General features: G+C 74.0%; 15 protein-coding genes and 2 tRNA genes. 5 read left to right on the plus strand and 12 right to left on the minus strand.

The window, feature by feature from the left end:
• The first annotated feature begins 618 nt into the window (after positions 1-618).
• Positions 619-993: a VOC family protein gene (locus tag C229_RS0127165; RefSeq protein WP_026314201.1), complete on the plus strand. Its 375-nt coding sequence runs from the start codon at positions 619-621 to the stop codon at positions 991-993.
• Between the two features lie 404 nt (positions 994-1,397).
• On the opposite strand, the gene C229_RS35630 is transcribed toward C229_RS0127165, so the two are convergent.
• The 5 genes from C229_RS35630 to C229_RS0127190 form a co-directional block, all read right to left on the minus strand.
• Positions 1,398-5,936 carry a helicase HerA domain-containing protein gene (locus C229_RS35630; protein WP_018658283.1) on the minus strand — a complete coding sequence of 1,513 codons (4,539 nt, stop codon included), beginning with the start codon at positions 5,934-5,936 and terminating at the stop codon, positions 1,398-1,400.
• The gene (locus C229_RS0127175; protein ID WP_026314202.1) at positions 5,933-6,559 is read right to left on the minus strand and encodes a hypothetical protein; all 627 of its coding nucleotides are present in this window, start codon (positions 6,557-6,559) and stop codon (positions 5,933-5,935) included. The genes C229_RS35630 and C229_RS0127175 overlap by 4 nt, the downstream gene beginning before the upstream one ends.
• A 23-nt stretch (positions 6,560-6,582) precedes the next feature.
• On the minus strand, positions 6,583-7,638 hold the full coding sequence (locus C229_RS0127180; RefSeq protein ID WP_018658285.1) for a hypothetical protein: 1,056 nt from the start codon (positions 7,636-7,638) through the stop codon (positions 6,583-6,585).
• Positions 7,635-8,171, minus strand: a complete 537-nt coding sequence (locus C229_RS0127185; protein ID WP_018658286.1) for a DUF4365 domain-containing protein — start codon at positions 8,169-8,171, stop codon at positions 7,635-7,637. Before C229_RS0127185 ends, C229_RS0127180 begins: the two co-directional genes overlap by 4 nt.
• 148 nt (positions 8,172-8,319) lie before the next feature.
• Positions 8,320-9,132 carry a helix-turn-helix transcriptional regulator gene (locus tag C229_RS0127190; protein WP_033424850.1) on the minus strand — a complete coding sequence of 271 codons (813 nt, stop codon included), beginning with the start codon at positions 9,130-9,132 and terminating at the stop codon, positions 8,320-8,322.
• 102 nt (positions 9,133-9,234) lie between these two features.
• Between C229_RS0127190 and C229_RS0127195 the strand changes: the two genes are divergently transcribed.
• Positions 9,235-10,656 carry an MFS transporter gene (locus C229_RS0127195; protein ID WP_018658288.1) on the plus strand — a complete coding sequence of 474 codons (1,422 nt, stop codon included), beginning with the start codon at positions 9,235-9,237 and terminating at the stop codon, positions 10,654-10,656.
• 18 nt (positions 10,657-10,674) lie between these two features.
• Here C229_RS0127195 and C229_RS33235 read toward each other — a convergent pair whose 3' ends face one another.
• From C229_RS33235 to C229_RS0127210, 3 genes are all read right to left on the minus strand, one after another.
• Positions 10,675-11,403, minus strand: coding sequence for a DUF1345 domain-containing protein (locus tag C229_RS33235; protein ID WP_018658289.1), 729 nt, complete (start codon positions 11,401-11,403; stop codon positions 10,675-10,677).
• Between the two features lie 78 nt (positions 11,404-11,481).
• Positions 11,482-11,554: transfer RNA gene (locus tag C229_RS0127205), tRNA-Ala, on the minus strand.
• 67 nt (positions 11,555-11,621) lie between these two features.
• Positions 11,622-12,626: an NADP-dependent oxidoreductase gene (locus C229_RS0127210; protein WP_026314203.1), complete on the minus strand. Its 1,005-nt coding sequence runs from the start codon at positions 12,624-12,626 to the stop codon at positions 11,622-11,624.
• A gap of 55 nt (positions 12,627-12,681) precedes the next feature.
• Here C229_RS0127210 and fxlM point away from each other — a divergent pair, with 55 nt between their 5' ends.
• Positions 12,682-13,821: a methyltransferase, FxLD system gene (gene fxlM / locus C229_RS0127215; RefSeq protein WP_018658291.1), complete on the plus strand. Its 1,140-nt coding sequence runs from the start codon at positions 12,682-12,684 to the stop codon at positions 13,819-13,821.
• 27 nt (positions 13,822-13,848) lie between these two features.
• On the opposite strand, the gene C229_RS0127220 is transcribed toward fxlM, so the two are convergent.
• Complete coding sequence (locus C229_RS0127220; protein ID WP_018658292.1) at positions 13,849-14,364, minus strand: MarR family winged helix-turn-helix transcriptional regulator; 516 nt, start codon at positions 14,362-14,364, stop codon at positions 13,849-13,851.
• Between the two features lie 68 nt (positions 14,365-14,432).
• Between C229_RS0127220 and C229_RS32005 the strand changes: the two genes are divergently transcribed.
• The gene (locus C229_RS32005) at positions 14,433-15,725 is read left to right on the plus strand and encodes an FAD-binding oxidoreductase (protein WP_018658293.1); all 1,293 of its coding nucleotides are present in this window, start codon (positions 14,433-14,435) and stop codon (positions 15,723-15,725) included.
• Positions 15,726-15,738: 13 nt separating this feature from the next.
• On the opposite strand, the gene C229_RS33240 is transcribed toward C229_RS32005, so the two are convergent.
• Positions 15,739-16,848 (minus strand): alpha/beta hydrolase, encoded by a 1,110-nt coding sequence (locus tag C229_RS33240; protein WP_018658294.1) that lies wholly within the window; start codon positions 16,846-16,848, stop codon positions 15,739-15,741.
• Between the two features lie 23 nt (positions 16,849-16,871).
• On the minus strand, positions 16,872-17,594 hold the full coding sequence (locus C229_RS0127235) for an esterase/lipase family protein (RefSeq protein ID WP_155885082.1): 723 nt from the start codon (positions 17,592-17,594) through the stop codon (positions 16,872-16,874).
• Between the two features lie 204 nt (positions 17,595-17,798).
• Here C229_RS0127235 and C229_RS33245 point away from each other — a divergent pair, with 204 nt between their 5' ends.
• Positions 17,799-18,740, plus strand: a complete 942-nt coding sequence (locus tag C229_RS33245; RefSeq protein ID WP_018658296.1) for a LysR family transcriptional regulator — start codon at positions 17,799-17,801, stop codon at positions 18,738-18,740.
• A gap of 211 nt (positions 18,741-18,951) precedes the next feature.
• Here C229_RS33245 and C229_RS0127245 read toward each other — a convergent pair.
• Positions 18,952-19,024 (minus strand) — tRNA-Ala (locus C229_RS0127245).
• Between the last annotated feature and the right edge of the window lies 1 nt (position 19,025).

The following is a 19,025-nucleotide window of genomic DNA, read 5'->3' on the forward strand; positions in this document are numbered from 1 at the left end:
TCGGGGGTACGGCCCGGAACAATCCGGACCGCTATAAAGGCACTGGCTTTTAACACGCTGTTGAGTTCTCAAGAAACGGACACCCACCGCGCTCCACCCGCTCACGCGAGCCTCGCTCCGGGGCAACCCTTCAACCTTACCCGGCCTCACCCCCGTGTCAAACCGATCCAACCGGACCGACTTCGACAACGGAGCCTCGACCAGCTCCCGCACAACAGCACGACAACCGATCTGAAGACCGACCATCACACGTAGCAGGAGGTTCGCCCTCCGGGCCGGCCACCTCGCGGTGTCCTGCATCCCGTCGCGGGCTGTTCACCCAAGAGTACCCGGTCCGAAGAGGACTTCGTTCCGTTTCTCTCACGTGGTCCCTTGGGGCCGTCCACCTCGCGGCATCCCGCATCCCCTCGGGTGAGATGAACATTAGGTTCACCGTGCGGAGTCGTCAAATCGGGGTACCGGTCGGGCGATCACCGAGCGCGTCGGTGCTGGTCATGCCCTGATCATCAGCGAAATGACCTATTCGCCGGGGCACTCCGCGCATGGCGGGCCGACATGGTGTGCTTGCCTTCGGGTGAGGGAGAACACGCTGACGCGAACGCGAGCGAGAGGGTGAACATGCCGACCACACCGCCGCATCGGCTCGTCTGGGTGCTGGACTGCGCCGACCCCGAACGTCTCGCCGCGTTCTGGGCCCCGCTGCTCGGATTCGAGGCACTTCCGCACAGTGCGCCCTATTCGGGCCTGGCCGACCCCGAGGACGGGAGCACGCGCATGCTCCTCCAGCGCGTGCCCGAGCCGAAGTCCGGCAAGAACCGCATGCATCTCGATCTCCGCGTTCCCGATATGGCGGCGGAGGTGGACCGGGCGATCGGACTCGGAGCACGGGTGCTGCGCGGGCCGTTCGACGACGAGGGGTGGGCCACGACCATCCTCGCCGACCCGGAGGGCAACGAGTTCTGCGTCATCGTGCCACCGCGAGACGACGCCTGACCGGGTACGGCGGGCGTATAGATCCGACCCCTTCCAATCCGCCGAAGACGGCCAACGCCACGGGACTGCGTTGGGGCGCGGAGCTGGCCCGGCAAGACGGCCCCGAAGCCGCACCGCCCCTGGGGAACGAGGTCGTTCGCGACGAGCCGACCGACCGGCGGCGGGTTGGTCCTGCGCCGAAGACGAGACAAGCACAAGGGCCGCGCTCCGAGGTAGGTGCGCGCACGGGCGTCCCCGCTCCCTTACGTCCTGCGGGCCTCCCGGGGTGAGCGGCATACGCCCAGTTGGCGTGCGGGGGCCTGGTGCTACTGCCCGTGGACGGCCCCGACGCCGAACCGGGCGCGGGGCCGTGCTGCGGGTCGCGAGCTGACGACGAGTAGGGGTCGCGGTCCCTCATTCTCCGGTCAGCGTTCCGGTCTTCCGGTGCGGGCGCGGTGAATGACCTCCTCGTCGGTGAGGGGGCCGCCGGGGTGGTGCGTCAGGCAGAGGGGGGCGCGGGCCAGTGTCGGCGGGAGGGCTTCGGTGGAGACGTAGAACTCGCCCACGTCCAGGCGCGCGACGCGGTCGGCGTTGCCGCCGCGCATGCGGGCCAGTTCCTTGACGACGCCGATGTGGTTGGGGCTGTTGAGCTTGCCGAAGAACTGGGTCGTCGCGTTGCCCGCGATCTGGTTGTGCAGGCCCTTCGGGGCCTGCGTCGCGAAGACGAGTCCAAGGCCGTACTTGCGGGCCTGGGAGGCGAGCATCAGCGTGCTGGCCGTCGCCGCCGTGCGCCCGATGGCCGGGACGAGGGTCTGCGCCTCGTCCATCACGTACAGCGCTCGCAGGGGGCGGTCGCGGGCGGGGTTGCGTTTGATCTCCGCGAACAGCGCCATCTGGAGGCGGTTGACGAATCCGCGCACGTCGTTGAGGCCGGCGAGGCTGATGATCGACACGCGGGCGCGTTTGCCGTCGGCGGGGGTGAGGAGGGCCGCCGGGTCGGCGGACTCCCCGCTGCCGCCGAACAGCGGATCGTTGATCATCGCGGCGGTGAGGGCCTGGCCCATGTCGGCGGCGAGCCGGTCGGCGCCGTCGATGCGGCTGGCGTCCGGCGGCAGGTCGGCCAGCAGGCCGATATAGGCGGAGAGGTCGCCGCCGCCGCGGTGGGCGAAGTGGCGCAGGGCCTCGCGCAGGACGGCCTGGCCGAGCGGGAGGCGCCGGACCGAGCCGAGGATCGCGGCGCGGGGCGTCAGCGCCTCGACGGCGATGTCGAGGGCGGAGTTGAACTCGTCGGGGTCGTCGCGGACGGCGACGAGGTCGGGCAGGGGCTGGAAGCTGAGCGGGCGTCCGCCCGCGCGGCCGGGGGTCCAGACGACGACGTCGGTGTGGCGGAAGTAGGCGTCGGCGCGGGCGGCGTCGTCGTCGGACCAGCCGCCGGGTGGCGCGGGCCAGGGGTCACCGAGGCGGGCGAGGTCGTTGTTGGGGTCGAGGACGATCGCGGAGACGCCGCGCAGCGCGCATTCCTCGACCAGCCGCCGGATGAGGACCGTCTTACCGGAGCCGGACCCGGCGAAGACGACGGTGTGCCGCGTGAGCAGCGCGGGGTCGATCTCGACGGGCTTCCCCGTGCGCAGGCCGACGCCGACGCGAATGCGGTCGTCCGGCGCGGGAAGCCCGGTCACGCCACCGGCTGGACGAGCCGCACCGAACTGCTTCGGCGGCCCGACCCCACCGGACGGCGCGGCCCGCCCAACGGCCACCCCGGAGAATCCACCCAAAGAGGCCCCGCCTTTCGCGCCCGGACCAACTTCCGGAGGCGCCCCACTCCCAGCGAACGCACCACCCACAGACACGTCCCGCGCGACAGCGTCTGCCTCGCCCTCCGGGAATACGCCTCCCACGAACCTCCCCGCGCCACCACCCGCAGACCCGCCGATGGGCACACCACCCGCAGCCGCGCCCGCATCGCCCGGCGACCCGCCGCCCATGTGCGCGCGACCCGCGAAGCCCTCCGCTTCCCCAGCCGTGCCCGCGGCGGCCGAAGGCCCGTCGCCCATGAAGCCTTCCGCCCCACCACCCGCCGCCGCGCCAGGCTCGCCCGCCGCGGCCGGAGACCCGCCGGACGTGGGCGCACCACCCGCAGCCGCATCCGCCGCGCCCGCGCCGCCCGAAGACCCTCCGCCCGCAAGCTCGCCGCCAGCGGGGCCTTGCACACTGCCCGCAGCCGCGCCGGCCACACTCCCGGCGACAGGCGCGCCGCCCGTGGGCGCGCCGCCCGTGGAGCCTTCCGCGCTGCCCGCAGCCACACCGCCCGCAGACCCGCCCGACGTGGGCGCGTCACCCGCAGCCGCATCGGCCACGCTCGCGCCGCCTGTGGGCGCGCCGCCCGTGAAGCCTTGCGCGCTGCCCATAGCCGCATCGCTCGCGCCCCCGGCGACCGCAGGCACGCCGCCCGTGGCCGCGCCACCTGCGAAGCGTTCCGGGCTGCCCGCAGCCACACCGCTCGCACCCTCGGCGCTCGCGGGGTTGCCGTCCGTGGGCGCGCCACCGGCGAAGCCTTGCGCGCTGCCCGCAGCCGCACCGCCCGCAGACTCGCCGGACGTGGGCGCACCAGCCGTGCCGCCGTTCGCAGCCGTGCCGGGCGTGCCCGCGTCGCCCGGAGACCCGCCGCCCGTGGGCGCGTCGGCGGCGAAGCCCTGTGTGTTGCCCGCAGCCGCGCCGTCCGGCGGCCCGCCGCCCGTGGGCGTGCCAGCCGTGCCTCCGTTCGCAGTCGCGTCGGGCGTGCCCGCGTCGCTTGGTGGCTCGTCGCCTGTGGGCGTGCCGCCTGCGAGGTCTTGTGTGCTGGCCGTAGCCGCACCGGTCGTATCCCCGGCGGGCGCAGGTGTGCTGCTTGCGATGCTTTGCGCGTTGCCGGTCGCAGCCGTGCCGGTCGCGTTCGCGTTGTTCGGAGGCTCGGTGTCGGAGGTCGCGGTGTCTGGGGTGTTGTCCGTTGCGCTGCGGGCGAGGGCACCGGTTGGGTGCGGATCGCCCGCAGTGTGCGGAGGTGCGCCGTTCGCGTTCGCTTTGTTCGGAGGCCCGGCGTATGTGGGCGCGTTGCCTGGGGGTGTTTTCGTTGTGTCGGTTGGGAGGGCGTCGGTGAGGGTTGTGGAGAGGAGTTCGGTGCGGCTTGCTGGGCGGCGGGTGCGGAGCCAGTCGTCCAGGTCGGTGGGGCGTTCGGCGAGCAGGACGGCGAGGGCGGCGAAGGTGCGCAGGTCGTCGGCGGTGACGGCGAGGGAGCGGCCCCCGCTGTCGTACAGGTACCGGACCAGGTCGCGGGTCTTCTCGCCGCTGGACCACTCGATGTTGCGCAGCACGACGAGGGTGCGGTCCGGAATGTCGGTTCCCACCCCGGCGGCGACGCAGGCGGTCCTCAGCCGGGCGTGGGCGGCGCGGTGGTGGGTGGCGCCGATGGCGCGGAACGTCCAGTGCCGCTGGGCGTCGGTGACGGGGTCCAGCAGGAGGCGGAGACGGGCGTGCAGGTCGGGGCGGCGGCCCGGCGGCGGGTCGATGGAGAACGCGCGTCCGGCCTCGCCCGCCTCGCGGATCCAGGCGGCGAGCCCGGCGGCCAGCAGCGGCGGGACGGCCTCGTCCTCGGTGTCGGCGGTGAGGGCGGCGGCGGTCTCGGCGCCGCGCCGCAGGCCGGCGAAGCGGGCGTCGAGGGCGGCCAGGGCGGACGCGGAGACGGGCGCCGGGCGCGGCGCGGGCGTGGGCGCGGGCGTGGGCGCGGTCTCGTCGGTGTCCCCGAACCGGTCGAGGAGGCGGATCTCGTCGGCGCTGCGGCAGCGGCCGACGTGGTCGTAGACCTGCTTGAGCAGTGCCCGGGGCGTGTAGCCGGTCACGGTGGCGAACGCGTCCGGGTGGACGGGCCAGGTCGGATGCGGCGGCGTGAAGCCGGTGCCGTCGAGGGACGCGGCGACGCGCCGTTCGACCAGGGCGCGGGCCGTCGCGGCGTCACCGACGGTGCCGAGCCGGAGCGCGGTGCGGAACCGGTCCTTGACGGTGTTCACGGCGCGGTTCTCGACCAGGCGCCAGGACGAGCCCAGGCACGCCACGACGCACAGCGTGCGCCGGGTGGAGTGCCGCAGCGCCATGAGGCCGCCCGCGACCTCCTCGATGACGTCGTCCTGCGGGTCCTCGGGCGTCCCGGCGTCGCCCGTGGTCTTGGCCGAGTGGGCGAGCAGCGAGTCGATCTGGTCGACGGCGATGACGCTGGGGCCGGTGAGGGCGAGGATCGCGGACAGGTCGCGGACGACGTCCTGCGGGGTGCGGGCGCGGCGGTTGAGCCCGTAGGCGGCGCGGTCGCCCTCGGCCGTCTCCTCGGCGGAGGTGAGGTAGGCGTGCCCGATCTGGGAGGCGCGCAGGTCGGGCGCCATGTAGAGGACGAGGGCGCGCAGCGTGTCGGCGAAGTCCAGGACGAGGCGCCGGTCGAGCGGCAGCAGGCCGCCGACGAGGGCGTCGAGGTCGGCGGCGGTGCAGCGCGCGACGCCGGTGACGGCGGCGGTGGCCGGTTCGTTCAGTTTCGCGAGGTCGGAGAGGCGGCGCAGCAGCGTGACGGCCTGCGGGTCGCCGGTCGTCTCGGTGGTGCGGCCGAGGTCGGCCACCATGGCGCGCGCGGTCGGCTCCCAGAAGCCGCCGCCGGCGCTGAAGTCGACGAGGAAGAAGTAGCCGCCGTCCCGTTCGACGCGGTGGCGGACCCAGCCGAGCAGGTGGGTCTTGCCGCTGCCGCCCTCGCCCTGGACGACGACGCCGAGCGGTCCGGCGTCGCGGGACGCGGCGGCGTCGGCGATGCCGTCGAGGATGAGGTTCTCGGCGGACCGGTGCAGTCCTTCGACGTGGAAGGGCGGGGGCCGCCAGGCGTGCTCGGCGGTCGCGGCCCAGTCGAGGCCGGAGGCGATGTGGCGCAGGGCGCGCCGTTCGGCGTCGTTCACCGGGCCTCGATCGCGAGCAGGTGTTTGCTGGTGCCGCCGAGGCGGACGGCGGCGTCGCGGTCGGCGGCGGTGAGGGTCTTCTGGTCGGCCTCGGGGGCGATGAAGACGTCGGGGAGGCGTTCCATGCGGCGCAGTTCGGCGTCGACGTCGTCGCGGTGGGCGTCACCGAGCAGGGGCCGGACGGCGGTGAGCAGCACCCAGGCGCCGGGGGCGTCGGCGGCCTTGGCGTAGGCGTCGCGGATTTGCGTCTCCAGGTCGGCGGGCTCGGGGGCGGCGGGCGGGACGACGAAGTCGGCCAGGCCGAGGTCGGCGCGGTCGAGGTGGTCGGCGATCATCGGCAGGATCGCGTACAGGGCGCGCCCGAGCGATCCGGCGCGGGGCGGCGGCGCGGCGCGCAGCTCCCCGACGCACCAGCCCCAGCCCTTCTCGGTCAGCTCGTGCCTGAAGGAGCGGCCGACCTTGGTGCACTCGATGAGGCCGAGGTCCTCGGCCTTGCGGCGGGGGGCGCCGTCCAGCGTCAGCCCGGCCGCGTCGCGCAGCTCGGCGTTGGACGCGGTGCCGCCCAGGCGCATCAGGACCAGGAGCGCCGCTCTTTCCGGTGCTCCGAGTGCGATGTGTGCCACGGTCTGTCTCCTCGCTGGGGTTTTCAGATGATGCGGAAGTCGCCGGGAGCGGTGATCAGTTCGAGGCGGCCGTCGACGGTCGCAAGCGTTCCGCGCGCGTGCACGGTCCGGGCGGTGCGGTGCGCGGCGATGGCCAGGTCGTATCCGGCGGCGTCGGCGAGGCGGACCCACAGCGCGCGGCGGGGCGGCCCGTGCGGCATCGTCACCTCGCCGTGCACGCGGACGCGGTAGCGGTCGTGGGCGCCGTCGTCGTGCAGGATGCCGATCGCGCCGGTCACCCGGGCGGCGCCCGCGAAGCGGAGCCGCCGCAGCCGGTGCGACGCGCGGCGCAGCAGGGCGCCGGTGCCCGCGTCGAACGCGACGGCGCGGGCGGGGACCGCCGCCGGACGGCCGCGCGCCCAGCGGAAGCCGATCTCGAACGGCAGGCCGTCGCCGGGTCCGGCGAAGCGGGCCAGCGCCGCGCACAGGTCCGCGGACACGCCCGCCGGGACGGCCCGGTCGAACGCGGCGGCGTCCCGGGTCCGCGCGGCGTCGTGGACGTGCAGGAGGGCGTCGTGCAGACGGAGCAGGACGGTGCGGGCGATCGGCTCGGCGTCGCCGGTGAGCGGGAGGCGGAGGGCGAGCGTGCCCCCGGCCGCGGGGGCCAGCCGGACCTGGTCGAGCAGGTCGCGGACGGCGCGGGGCGCGGCACCGTCGTAGGCGGCGCGCGGGCCGGTGACGGTGGCGCGGGCGGCGGCGCCGAGGACGTCGCGGGCGCCTTCGAGCGCGGTCAGCGCGGCGCCGAGGGCGGGCTGCCCGGCGGCGTCGCCCGCCGTCCGGTACCAGTGCAGGTCGGCCATCGGGGAGGCGATGTCGGCGGCGATCGCGTCGCGCGTCCGTCCTTCGACGGCGGTGAGGACGCCGAGGATCTCACGGACGCGGCGGGGTCCGTCGCCCATGCCGTCGCGGGCGGGGACGAGGACCTCGGCGTCGGCGGCGTGCGTCCAGGTGGCGGCGCCGCGCCACTCCCCCGGCGCGCGGACCCAGCCGGACGCGGCGAGGTAGCTGGTGATGTCGGCGACCGACGGCTCGGCCGTCATGCCACCGGCACGGCCGGTGCGGCGGCGGGGTGCGGCTGGGGCACCTGGTGGGTGACGAGCCGGGCCAGGGTGCGGGCGGTGAGCACGTTGCCGAGCGGCACGCGGACGCGGCGGCGCGCGCGGCCGGGCGCGGCGACGGGCCGCTCGTCCTCGAACGGGAGGAAGTAGGCGAGCTGGCGCAGCAGCATGCCGTCGGTCTCGAAGCGGGTGTAGTCGTGCGGATCGGACGGGACGATCACGACGAACAGGTACCGGGGGACGGTGAAGGGCCCGTCGGCGAGCTTGTTGAACTGGACCTCGGTCAGGCCGTCGAACAGCAGCTCACCGGCCGCGACGCGCGGTGCCGAGCACGACTTGACCTGCGCCTCCAGCGCCGGGGACGAGACGCGCCCGGCGCGGCCCGGATAGCGGAAGCCGAGGTCGATCCCGTCGTGGTCGAGGTCGTCGCGGTAGACGAGCAGCCCGGCGGCCGAGGCGAGCACGCGGACGTAGTCCTCGGCGAACTTGCCCTGGTGATTGCGTGAATCGAGCACTCATCCGCTCCCGGCTCCGGCGTTGCGCTGCGGCGTAGCCTACGGCGCGGGCCACCGGCCGTGAGCGGCCGGAACCGGAAGGACCGGAAGCGGGGATGCGGGCGTCGACGGCGTCCTGAACGTGCTAAAGGCGACGGATGTCCGGTGTTCAGGTGAGGCGGGTCAGGCGTTCGGCGGTGGCGTCGTCGTCGGGGGTCATCACCGTCATGCGGTGGCCGGTCTCGGTGACGCTCGTCGAGACGAACGTGAGGTTCAGGACGCCGGCGAGGGGGCTGTGCAGGCGCTTGGCCTCGTGGTGCTGGGGCAGGACGTCGTGGCGGCTCCACAGCTCGGCGAACTCCGCGGAACGCTCGCGCAGCTCCCCGACCGTGTGCGCGGCCGCGTCGCCAACGGCGGCGCGCAACTGCGCCACCATGCGCGGCGCCACGATCTCGGCGTCGAGGTAGCGGCCGCGCCAGTCGGGGTCGGTGAAGAAACGCACCGCGCAGTTGCGTTCGCCGGGCGGGATCTCGTCCAGGTCGGTGAACAGGAACCGGTAGGCGCGGTTGTAGGCGACGACATCGAACAGCGGGGTCCGCAGGCAGGCGGGATAGGGGTCGAGCTTGTCCAGCACGGGCTGGAACGCCGCCGCCAGCGCGGGGTCGCACGCGACGGGCCGCGCCCGGGGCGGCGGCGCACCGGCCAGGCGGTGCAGGTGCCGCCGCTCGGCGTCGTCCAGGCGCAGGGCCTGCGCGACGGCGGCGAGGACCTGCACGCTGACGTTGATGTTCCGGCCCTGTTCGAGCCAGGTGTACCAGGTGACGCCGACACCGGCGAGCACGGCGACCTCTTCGCGGCGCAGGCCCGGGGTGCGGCGGCGTCCGGCGGAGGGGAGGCCGACCTGCTCCGGGGTGAGCCGCTCGCGGCGGGTGCGCAGGAAGCCGCCCAGTTCGCGCCGGGTCGCGGATCGCCTGGTCGTCATGGGTTCCATCGTGCAGTACGCGCGGACCGGTAGCCAGGTTCGTCCGGTACCAGGATGAGGGGGCTCCTGGCAGCGCGGGACGCGTCTTTCCACGATGGGCCCGTGACTACGACATCGCTCGCACCGAGCACGTCGGCCCCGCCGACGCTGGGAACGGCCGGGCTGCTCACCGCGCTCTCGGCCCTGCTGCTGTCCGTGGTGAGCTTCGCCGCCGCCGGGATCGCCGTGCCCGCCATCGGGGCGTCGCTGCACGCCTCGGCGGCCGAGCAGTCGCTGGTGGTCTCCGTGTACGCGCTGGGCTTCGCCGTGCCCATGGTCGTCGGCGGACGCCTCGGCGACCTGCACGGACGACGCCGCCTCTTCCTCTCCGGAATGGCGGGGTTCACGCTGTTCTCGCTGGTGGCGGCACTCGCCCCGGACATCGGGACGCTGATCGCCGCGCGCGCCCTGACCGGCGTCTCCGCCGCCGCGATGGTGCCGCAGGTGCTCGCGACGATCACCGCGTCGACGCGGGGACGCGAGCGGGCCCGCGCCGTCGCCCTGTTCGGCGCGACGGCCGGCGGGGCCACGGCGATCGGGCAGGTCGTCGGCGGGGTCCTGCTGTCGGTCCCGCTCGTGGACGCCCCCTGGCGGCTGGTCTTCGCGATGAGCGTGGGCATGGGCGTCCTGGCGTTCCTCGCCGCCCTGCGGTGGATGCCGGCCACGCACGCGCCCGGCCACCGCTCCCTCGACCTGCTCGGCACGGCGCTGCTGGGGGCGGCGCTGCTCGCCCTGCTGGTCCCGCTGTCCCAGGGCGCCGCGCTGGGGTGGCCCGCGTGGTGCTGGGCGCTGCTGGTCGCGTCCCCGGTGCTGCTCGCGGTCTTCTGGCTCGGGCAGCTCCGGCTGCACCGGGGCGAGCGCGTCCCGCTGGTGCCGCCGCCGCTGTTCCGGCTGCGGTCGTACCGGATCGGCCTGATCATGGCGCTGCTGCTCCAGTCGGCGTTCGGCGCGTTCACGTTCGTGTACGCGCTCGCCGCGCAGACGGGCCTGGGCTGGTCGCCGCTGCACGCGGCGCTGGTGCTGCTGCCGTTCGCGCTGTGCTTCCTCGCCGTGTCGATCGCGTCGGGACGGCTGGCGCCCCGGTTCGGCTTCCGGCGGCTGCTGACGATCGGCGGCGCGGTGCAGGCGGCGATGCTGGCGGCGACGGCGGCGTCCCTGCTCGCGCGGGACGACGGGGTGAACTCGTGGACGCTCGCCGCCCTGCTGGTCGGCGTAGGCGTCGGGCAGGCCCTGATGTTCGGCCCGCTGGTCGGCGCGTTGATCGCGGACGTCCCCGCGGCCTCGGCGGGCGCGGCGTCGGGCGTCCTCCAGACGACCCAGCAGGCCGCGATGGGCCTGGGCGTAGCGGTGGCGGGCGGCCTGCTCGGCGCGGCCACGACCCCGGCGGGCCCCGCCCCCACGACGGCCCTGGCGATCTGCATGATCGTCCAGGCCGCGTTCGCGGTGACCTTCGCCCTCTGCGCCCTCGCCCTCCCCCGCCGCTGAGACGGCCGGGGACGCCGTCTAGGTATTGATGGCGATGAGCAGGGAGACGAGCAGCGCGATCAGGACGGTGTTGTAGACGAACGCGACGAGCGCGTGGGCGGTGAGCGCCCTGCGCAGCTCGCGTTTTGTCACGGTCACGTCGGCGCCGTTGAAGGCGGTGCTGACCTGGACCGCGAGGTAGCAGTAGTCGCTGAACCGGGGCAGGTCGTGCTCGTCGGTTCCCGGGAACGTGAAGCCGCGCACCCGGGCGTCCTCGCGGGCGTAATGCACCGCGAAGACGACGACGATGAGGAGCCAGGACGTCACCACCACCACGATCGCCAGGATCATCACGGTGACGTTGTCGCGCAGCGCCGGGACGACCGCCGCGGCGACCACGGCGCCGATGGCCACCGCGCAGAAGGACACGGCGCCGAAGGGGCCACCGCTCGCGGCGACCCGCTCGGCCGCCCGGCGGCGGCGCCGGCGGGCCTTGTCCTCGGTGAGCCACGTCCGGAGGGTGGCTCCGTCGGCGGGCCGCAGCACCCACACCGTGAGAGCGATGTAGGCGATCGAGTAGACGGCCCACGCGCCGAAATACCTGGTGGCGACGGAGGTCAAGGAGTCGACCTGCCCGGGGCTGACGGCATTCACGACGACGCCGTGGCCGACGCCGAAGACGGCGGTGATCGCCATCGCCAGCCCGTACCGGGCACCGTCGCCGGCCAGCCGCGGCCGACGCGGGGCGCGCTCGGCACCAGTGCGCACCTGGCCCTCCAGCCCCCGGGGTCAACATGAACGAGACCCCTGTCCGCGCCTTCTGCGGACAGGGGTCTGCTGTTCGAGTGGAGCTATGGGGATTCGAACCCCAGACCTCCTCCATGCCATGGAGGCGCGCTACCAACTGCGCCATAGCCCCTTGCTGTTCACCTCGGGAGGTGGACGTCTAGAAGCTTAGTGCACCGTGGAGGATGGTCGGTACTTCGTCAGGTCAGGTGGACGAGCATCTTCCCGGTGTTGGCGCCGCGCAGGAGGCCGAGGAAGGCGTCGGCGGCGTTGTCGATGCCGTCCACGACGGTCTCGTCGGTGCGGAGCGTGCCGTCGCGGAGCCAGCCCGCGGCGCGGGTGACGTAGTCCTTCATGAGGCGGGAGTGGTCGCCGACGATGAAGCCGCGCAGCGTCAGGCGCTTGCCGACCGCGAGGAACAGGTTGTCGGGGCCGGGCGCGGGTTCGGTGTCGTTGTAGCGGGAGATCGCCCCGCACAGCGCGACGCGGCCGTGGGTGTTGAGGGCGCCGAGGGCGGCTTGCAGGTGGTCGCCGCCGACGTTGTCGAAGTAGACGTCGATGCCGTCGGGCGCGGCCCGCGCGAGCTGCCCGGGAAGGTCGCCCTCGCGGTAGTCGATGGCGGCGTCGAAGCCGTAGTCGGACGTCAGTTTGCGGCCCTTGTCCGGCCCGCCCGCCGAGCCGACGACGCGGGACGCGCCCAGGTGCCGGGCGATCTGCCCGGCGACGCTGCCGACGGCGCCCGCCGCGCCCGACACGAACACCACGTCGCCCACCTGGACCGGCGCCACCTCGACCAGCCCGGCGTACGCGGTGAGGCCGGTCATGCCGAGGACGCCCAGGTAGCTCTGCGGCGGCGCGGCGTCGGCGTCCACCGCGCGCGCCGACCGGGCGGACACCACGGCGTACTCGCGCCAGCCGAGCCCGTGCACGACGGTCGCGCCGACGGGCACGTCCGCGCTGGCCGACGCGACGACGGTGCCGACGGCGCCGCCGTCCATCGGCTCGTTCAGCGCGTACGGCGGCACGTAGGACTTGACGTCGTTCATCCGGCCGCGCATGTACGGGTCGACGGAGATCCAATCGTTGCGGACGAGGATCTCGCCCTCGTCCGGCTCGCGGACCTCGGTCTCGACCAGCGCGAAGTCCGACGCCTTCGGCTCGCCGTGCGGCCTGGTCACCAGGTGCCATTCCCGTGCCCGTGTCATGTGCCCCTCCAAGATCGTCGTTACCCGGCGGCCCTCGCCGCGTTACGCTGCGGTGATGAGCGACGCGCTGCGCGCACGTCTGGTGGACGGCATCCGCGCCGCGGGCGGGGTGACCTCCGCGCGGGTGGAGGCCGCGCTGCGCAGGGTGCCCCGGCATCTGTTCCTGCCCGGTGCGGCGCTGCCTGACGCCTACGCCGACGAGCCGTTCGTCACGCGGCGTGACGCGGCGGGACGGGCGCTCAGCTCGGCGTCGCAGCCGACGATCGTGGCGATGATGCTGGAGCAGCTCGCCGTCGAGCCCGGCGACCGCGTGCTGGAGATCGGCGCGGGCACCGGCTACAACGCGGCGCTGCTGCGGGAGCTGACGGGTCCGGCGGGCACGGTGACGACGATCGACATCGACCCGGACGTGACGGCGGAGGCCCGGTCGCATCTGGCCGCGTCGGGGCACCGGGCGCGGATCGTGACGGGCGACGGCGGCGCGGGCGTGCCGTCCGGCGCCCCCTATGACCGGATCATCGTGACGGCGGGCGCGTGGGACCTGCCGCCCGCCTGGTGGGACCAGCTCGCCCCGCACGGCCGTCTCGTGGTGCCGTTCCGCTGGCGGGGCATGACGCGCTCACTGGCCCTCGACCGGGCCGCGCCGGACGTCCTGGCCGCCCGTTCCGCCCGGGTCTGCGGCTTCATCCCGATGCGGGGCGCGGACGGCGAGGTGGTGCGGGAACCGGCGCCGGGCGTGCGGGTCGTCCACGACGCCGACCAGCCCGCCGGTGACCTGGCGGGCGTCCTGGACGCGCCCGCCGACGAGACGTGGACGGGCCTGCGCGTCCCCGACTGGGACGCGGTGCTCACCGGCGGCTGGCTGCGCCTCTGCGCGTCCCGCCCGGACGCCTGCCGCATCACCGCCGACGCGACGGCGACGAAGGCGTCCCCGGCGATCCCGCCGATGACGCCCGCGCTGGCCGACGCCGCCGGGCTCGCCTACGTCGTCGCGCGCCGCACCGGCGACGGCACGGCCGAACTCGGCGTGCGCGGCCACCGCGCCCCGCACCTGGTGGCCGCCCTCACCGAGACGCTGCGCGACCCTCGTCCGGCCCCGTCCCTCACGATCCTGCGCAACGCGGAGGGCGCCACGCCTCCGGCGGGCGCGGGGCACATCGTCAAACACCACACGATCCTGCGCCTCGCGGGCTGAGCGCGCGGACGCCACCGCGCCGGGCCGTCACTCGTCCGCGAGGGCGGCGGCGCGGGCGGCGCGGCAGGCGGCGTCGGCGTCGGCCGCGGCGGTGAGGGCGCGGGTCAGCAGGGCGGCGGTGGCGGCGAGCCCGGCGAGCCGTTCGGGGCCGAGCGTGTCCAGGACGAGCGTCCGCACCGCCTCCTCGCGGACGTGCCGCGCCCGCCGGGCGGCCTCCCGGCCCGGTTCGGTGAGCGCGATGTCCCAGCCGCGCCCGTCCTCCGGGCACGACTCGCGGACGAGCAGGCCGCGCTTGGCCATCCGGGCGACCTGGTGGGAGAGGCGGCTCTTCTCCCACTGCAACGCCCACCGGAGCCGCAGCGCCCGCATGCGCCCGTCCGGCTCGTCCAGCAGCGCGTCCAGGACGACGTGGTCGGCCTCCGAGAGGCCCGTGCGCGCGGCGAGGTCGCGCGCCAGGTGCGCGGCCAGGTGGGCGTGGGCCGTCGTGTGCGCGTGCCACGCGGCCATCTCCGCCGCGCGGGTGGTCGGGTCGGACACGGTCATGGCACGCAGCTTACGTCCCGGTCGATGGTCTAAGGTTGACACATCCACCTTCCCCCCGGAGGAACGCGATGCGGCCTGACGCGACTGTCCCGGCGTCACTGGCGCCCACGGCCGTCCACCCCGGCGACCCCGCCTACCGGAACGTCCGCTCCACCTACGTCTGGCCCGGTGAGCCGGGTCTCGTGCTGCGCCCGCGGACGCCGGAGCAGGTGGCCGAGGCTGTCACGTTCGCCGCCGCGCGCGGCGGCCCGTTCAGCGTGCGCAGCGGCGGCCACGGCATCAACGGCCGCTCCACCAACGACGGCGGCACCGTCGTCGACCTCGGCGCCCTCGACACCGTCGAGGTCCTGGACCGCGACCGCCGCCTGGTCCGGCTGGGCGCCGGGGCCCGCTGGGGCGACGTCGCGGCCACACTCACCCCGCTCGGACTCGCCATCAGCTCCGGCGACCACGGCGGCGTGGGCGTCGGCGGCCTGGCGACCTCCGGCGGCCACGGCTTCCTGGCCCGCTCCTACGGCCTCACCGTCGACCGCGTCGTCGGCGCCGACGTCGTCCTGGCCGACGGCACCCTCGTGCGCGCCGACGCCGGGCACCACCCCGACCTCTTCTGGGCCGTGCGCGGGGCGGGCGGCGCGATGGGCGTCGTGACGTCCTTCGACATCGAGGCGGCAGAGGTCGGCAACGTCGTGATCGCCGTCCTGGTGCACCACGTCACCGACACGCCGCGCTTCCTGGCCGAGTGGGGCGCCCTGGTGGAGGGCGCCCCGCGCGCGCTGACACCCTGGCTCATCCTGACGCCCGGCAGGCCCACGGCCGCCCAGAGCATCCTGGTCTGGGCGGGCGACGGCACCGACGCCGCCGTCGAGGCGATCCAGCCGTTCGCGGACCTGACGCCGCTCCGGGGACAACAGGCCCAGCTCGCCCCGTATCCGGCGCTGCTCATCCCGCACGGCGGCCCCCACACGTCGTCGGCCCCCATGCGCAGCCACTCGGCCCTGCTCGACCACCTCGACGGACCGGCCCCCGCCGGCCTCGCCGCGATGCTCGACGACGGCGACGTCGGCATCATCGCGGTCCGGTCGGTCGGCGGCGCGGTCAACGACCTCGCCGCCGACGCGACCGCCTACGCGCACCGCACGCAGAACTTCTCGGTGGCGGCGATCGTCCGCGAGCAGCGCCGCGAACGCGCCGCCGCCCGCTGGACGGCGCTCGGCGCCACGGCCCTGTACGCCGCCTTCGAGAGCCACCCGGACGACGCCGCGCTCACCCGCGCCTTCCCACCGGCGACTCTGGCCCGCCTCCGGTCCGTGAAGGCGGCCTACGATCCCGGCGGGCTCTTCCGCACCACCTTCCCCCTCTAGGTCCCCTCGGCCGTCACGAGACCGGGGCGCCCCAGCCGTTGGGGCAGGACGACGGCGTCGGGCCGAAGGCGTACCGCAGGAAGTCCTTCAGGTCCTCGCGCCAGTAGGACCAGGTGTGGGTTCCGCCGCCCCGGCAGTACCGGTGCGCCGAGCCCTGCTGCCGGAGCCTGGTGTGGAGCTTGTTGTTCTGTCCCAGCGCCAGCGATTCGAGCACGTCGAGGCCGCCGGTGCCCGTGTAGAGCGCGAACGTCGGCCGCTCGGCGGCGTAGACGCCGGTGAGGTCCCAGGGGTTGCGCTGCCGCCACGTGCCGTAGGGGCCGAAGACGTCCACGATGTCGCGGGCGAGGTGGCCGTCCTGACCCGCGCGGGCCCGCTGCGCCTCGGTGATCGCGGAGCCGGTGAGCAGGGTGAGGTTGTTGGCGATGACGGTCTGCTGCACGAGCATGTCGTCCACGATGTCGGTGATGCCGGAGAACGCGGCGACGGCCGAGAACAGGCCGGGGTGGCGCCCGGCGTAGCTGAGCGCGCCGAACCCGCCCATGGAGTACCCCGCGATGGAGCGTCCGCCCCGGTTGGCGACGGTGCGGAAGTTGGCGTCGATCCACGGCAGGAGCTGCTGGATGTGGAACGTCTCCCACTGCGGGCGGCGCCCGGCCGCGTCGCCGGTCGCCCAGTCGGTGTAGAAGCCGGACTTGCCGCCGTCGGGCATGACCACGATGCCGTTGAAGGGGGTCGCGGCGACGGTCTCGGCGATCCGTCCCGACACGGCGGGCGCCGGGGCGGCCCAGGGCTTGGCGTCGTCGAGCGGATCGTTGGCGCCGTGCAGGAGGTAGAGCGACGGGTAGCGGGACGCGTTGCCGGACCTGTTGTAGCCCGCCGGAAGGTGGATGCGGACGTGCACCGGCTGGAAGATCGCGGCGGTGCCGACGACGGCGTCCAGCATGCGCGGGTCGCCGTCGACCTGTTGCAGGCTGTGCAGGGTGATGCCGTGGGAGTTCGGCCGGGGCAGGACGTGCGGCGCGGCGGCGTTCGCGACGGCGGGGGGCGCCGTCAGGAGGCCGAGCGCCAGTGCGCCGGCGGCGGACAGCGCGGCGGGCAGGCGGAGACGACGAAGGACGCGCACGAGACTCCTATTTCGGGGGACGGTCAGGCGGGGCAGGTGGTGGCGAGGGGGCCGCCGCGCAGCGCGGAGACGATGAGCTGCTGCATGGCGCGGTCCACCGGCTCGTCGGCGTGCTGGACGACGCGTCCCGCGCAGTACGCCTGGACGCTCGCGTTGGCGGCGCCGGGCAGCGGCTCCTTCTCGCCGGTGCCCTGCTCGCTGTACAGGTGGTAGGCGGGCAGTCCCGGCGGGACGGCCGGGGCCGCGTTGAGCTGGTTGAGGAACGCCGAGCCGGGCACGAGGTCACGGCACCCCTGGTAGACGTAGCAGGCCCAGCCGAGCGCGTCGCCCTTCTCGGCGGTGCCGACGCTGACGTAGGTGCCGGTCTGCGCGAGCCCGCCGAGGAACTTGATGTAATGGCGTTGCGCGAGCCCGCCCATGGAGTGCCCGACGACGTCGACGCGCGCCGCCCCGGTCGCGGCGCGGATCGCGGCGACCCGGTCGGCCACGACCTGCGCCGACTGCGCGATCCCGGCCGTCCCGGCCGGATTACCGGCGAGCTGTGTGGAGTACGCCGGATGGCCCTGGCTCGACAGGTAGGCCACCAGGTCGTCGAGTTTGGCCTGGTCGGCCTGGTAGCCCCCGACGACGAGGACCGGATTCCCGGCGACGGCGTGGGCCGCCCCCGCGGGGACCACGCCGAGCAGGGCACCGAGCGACACGACCGTCAGGACCCACCGGCGCGCGATGGAAGGTACAGGGAGCATGGGAGACGCCCTTCGATGAATTCCGAACGTCCCTCGACCCTAAGCGCTCAATTTCACTTTCCCCGCATCCGGCGCCGGATTTAGCAGAAAAACAGCAACGGTCCATCGAATGAATGAGACCGGCTAATATCCACTTTAGCGAGACTTATTGAACAGGCGGGGCCGCGACCTGAGAGGCCGCCCGGACCATCCAGAAAGGCGTCCATGGAACTGCGCCACGTCGAGGCGTTCCTCACCCTGGCCGAAGAACTGCATTTCCGCCGCACGGCCACCCGGATGCACGTCAGCCAGGGCCGGGTCAGCCAGCTCATCCGCGAACTGGAACACGAGATCGGCGCCCCCCTCTTCGAGCGGACGAGCAGGAGCGTCCGCCTCACCCCGCTCGGCGACCGCTTCCGGCGCCGCGCCGCCCCCGGCTACCGAACCCTCGGCGAGGCCCTGCGGACCACGCGGCAGGAGGCCCGGGAGGTGGGCGGCGAACTGAAGATCGGCTATCTCCCCGGCATGGGCGGCTCCATGACCCGCACGATCACGGCCTTCGAGAACCTGCACCCCGGCTGCGAGGTCAGGGCCACCGCCCTGAGCCTCCCCGAGGCCCTGCTCCCCTACGAGTCCCTGACGACCGGTGCCTGCGACGTAGCCCTCACCTGGTCCCCCGACGCCGACCCGGCCCAGGTGAGGGCCTGCGGCCTCACCCTGGGCCCACCCCTGGCAAAGATCCCAAGAGCGGTCATCGCCCCGGCCACCCACCCCCTGAGCGCCCGGACATCGGTCTCAATGAACGACCTGACCCACTACGAACTGCTCAACCTCAGCAACACAGTCCCCCAGCAGATCCGTGACCTATGGACCCCGAGCAGAACCCCGTCGGGGCTCCCCCTCCGCTACACCACCGAAGACGTCACCACGATGACGGGCAGACAGGACCTCACCGCAGAAGACCTGATGATCCTCATAGCAAGAGGCCGCGGCCTCTACATCACCGTGACCGTCCTCCTGGACCGCTTCCCCTTCCCCGGCCTGACCCTGACCCCCATCAGAGACACACCCCCAAAACAAATAACCCCGATCTGGCTAACAAAAACCGAAACCCCAGCCATCCAAGCCCTGGCAACCCTCAACGAGAAAACAAGCCAACCCACATAAAAGAAGACCAACCCACGAAAGATGAACCGAGGAGACGAAGACCCCGGCCACGCACGACGGGGCAAGGAGACGAAGACCCCGGCCACGCACGATGGGGGCGTGGGGGCGGGGAGCCCCCACCTCGGGGGTTCCAGGGGGTCGTCCCCCTGGGTCAACATGAGCGAGACCCTCTAGTCCGCGCTTTTTGCGGACAAGAGGGTCCCTATTCGAGTGGAGCTATGGGGATTCGAACCCCAGACCTCCTCCATGCCATGGAGGCGCGCTACCAACTGCGCCATAGCCCCG

It is taken from the genome of Actinomadura flavalba DSM 45200 (assembly GCF_000374305.1).
Classification (GTDB): domain Bacteria; phylum Actinomycetota; class Actinomycetes; order Streptosporangiales; family Streptosporangiaceae; genus Spirillospora; species Spirillospora flavalba.

Bases quoted from the DNA above. Each gene is read 5' to 3' on its own strand.
- C229_RS33245 (WP_018658296.1), top strand. From the start codon at position 17,799: ATGGAACTGCGCCACGTCGAGGCGTTCCTCACCCTGGCCGAAGAACTG.
- C229_RS0127220 (WP_018658292.1), bottom strand. From the start codon at position 14,364: ATGACCGTGTCCGACCCGACCACCCGCGCGGCGGAGATGGCCGCGTGG.
- C229_RS0127180 (WP_018658285.1), bottom strand. From the start codon at position 7,638: ATGACGGCCGAGCCGTCGGTCGCCGACATCACCAGCTACCTCGCCGCG.
- C229_RS0127235 (WP_155885082.1), bottom strand. From the start codon at position 17,594: ATGCTCCCTGTACCTTCCATCGCGCGCCGGTGGGTCCTGACGGTCGTG.
- C229_RS0127210 (WP_026314203.1), bottom strand. From the start codon at position 12,626: ATGACACGGGCACGGGAATGGCACCTGGTGACCAGGCCGCACGGCGAG.
- C229_RS0127165 (WP_026314201.1), top strand. From the start codon at position 619: ATGCCGACCACACCGCCGCATCGGCTCGTCTGGGTGCTGGACTGCGCC.
- fxlM (WP_018658291.1), top strand. From the start codon at position 12,682: ATGAGCGACGCGCTGCGCGCACGTCTGGTGGACGGCATCCGCGCCGCG.
- C229_RS0127190 (WP_033424850.1), bottom strand. From the start codon at position 9,132: ATGACGACCAGGCGATCCGCGACCCGGCGCGAACTGGGCGGCTTCCTG.
- C229_RS32005 (WP_018658293.1), top strand. From the start codon at position 14,433: ATGCGGCCTGACGCGACTGTCCCGGCGTCACTGGCGCCCACGGCCGTC.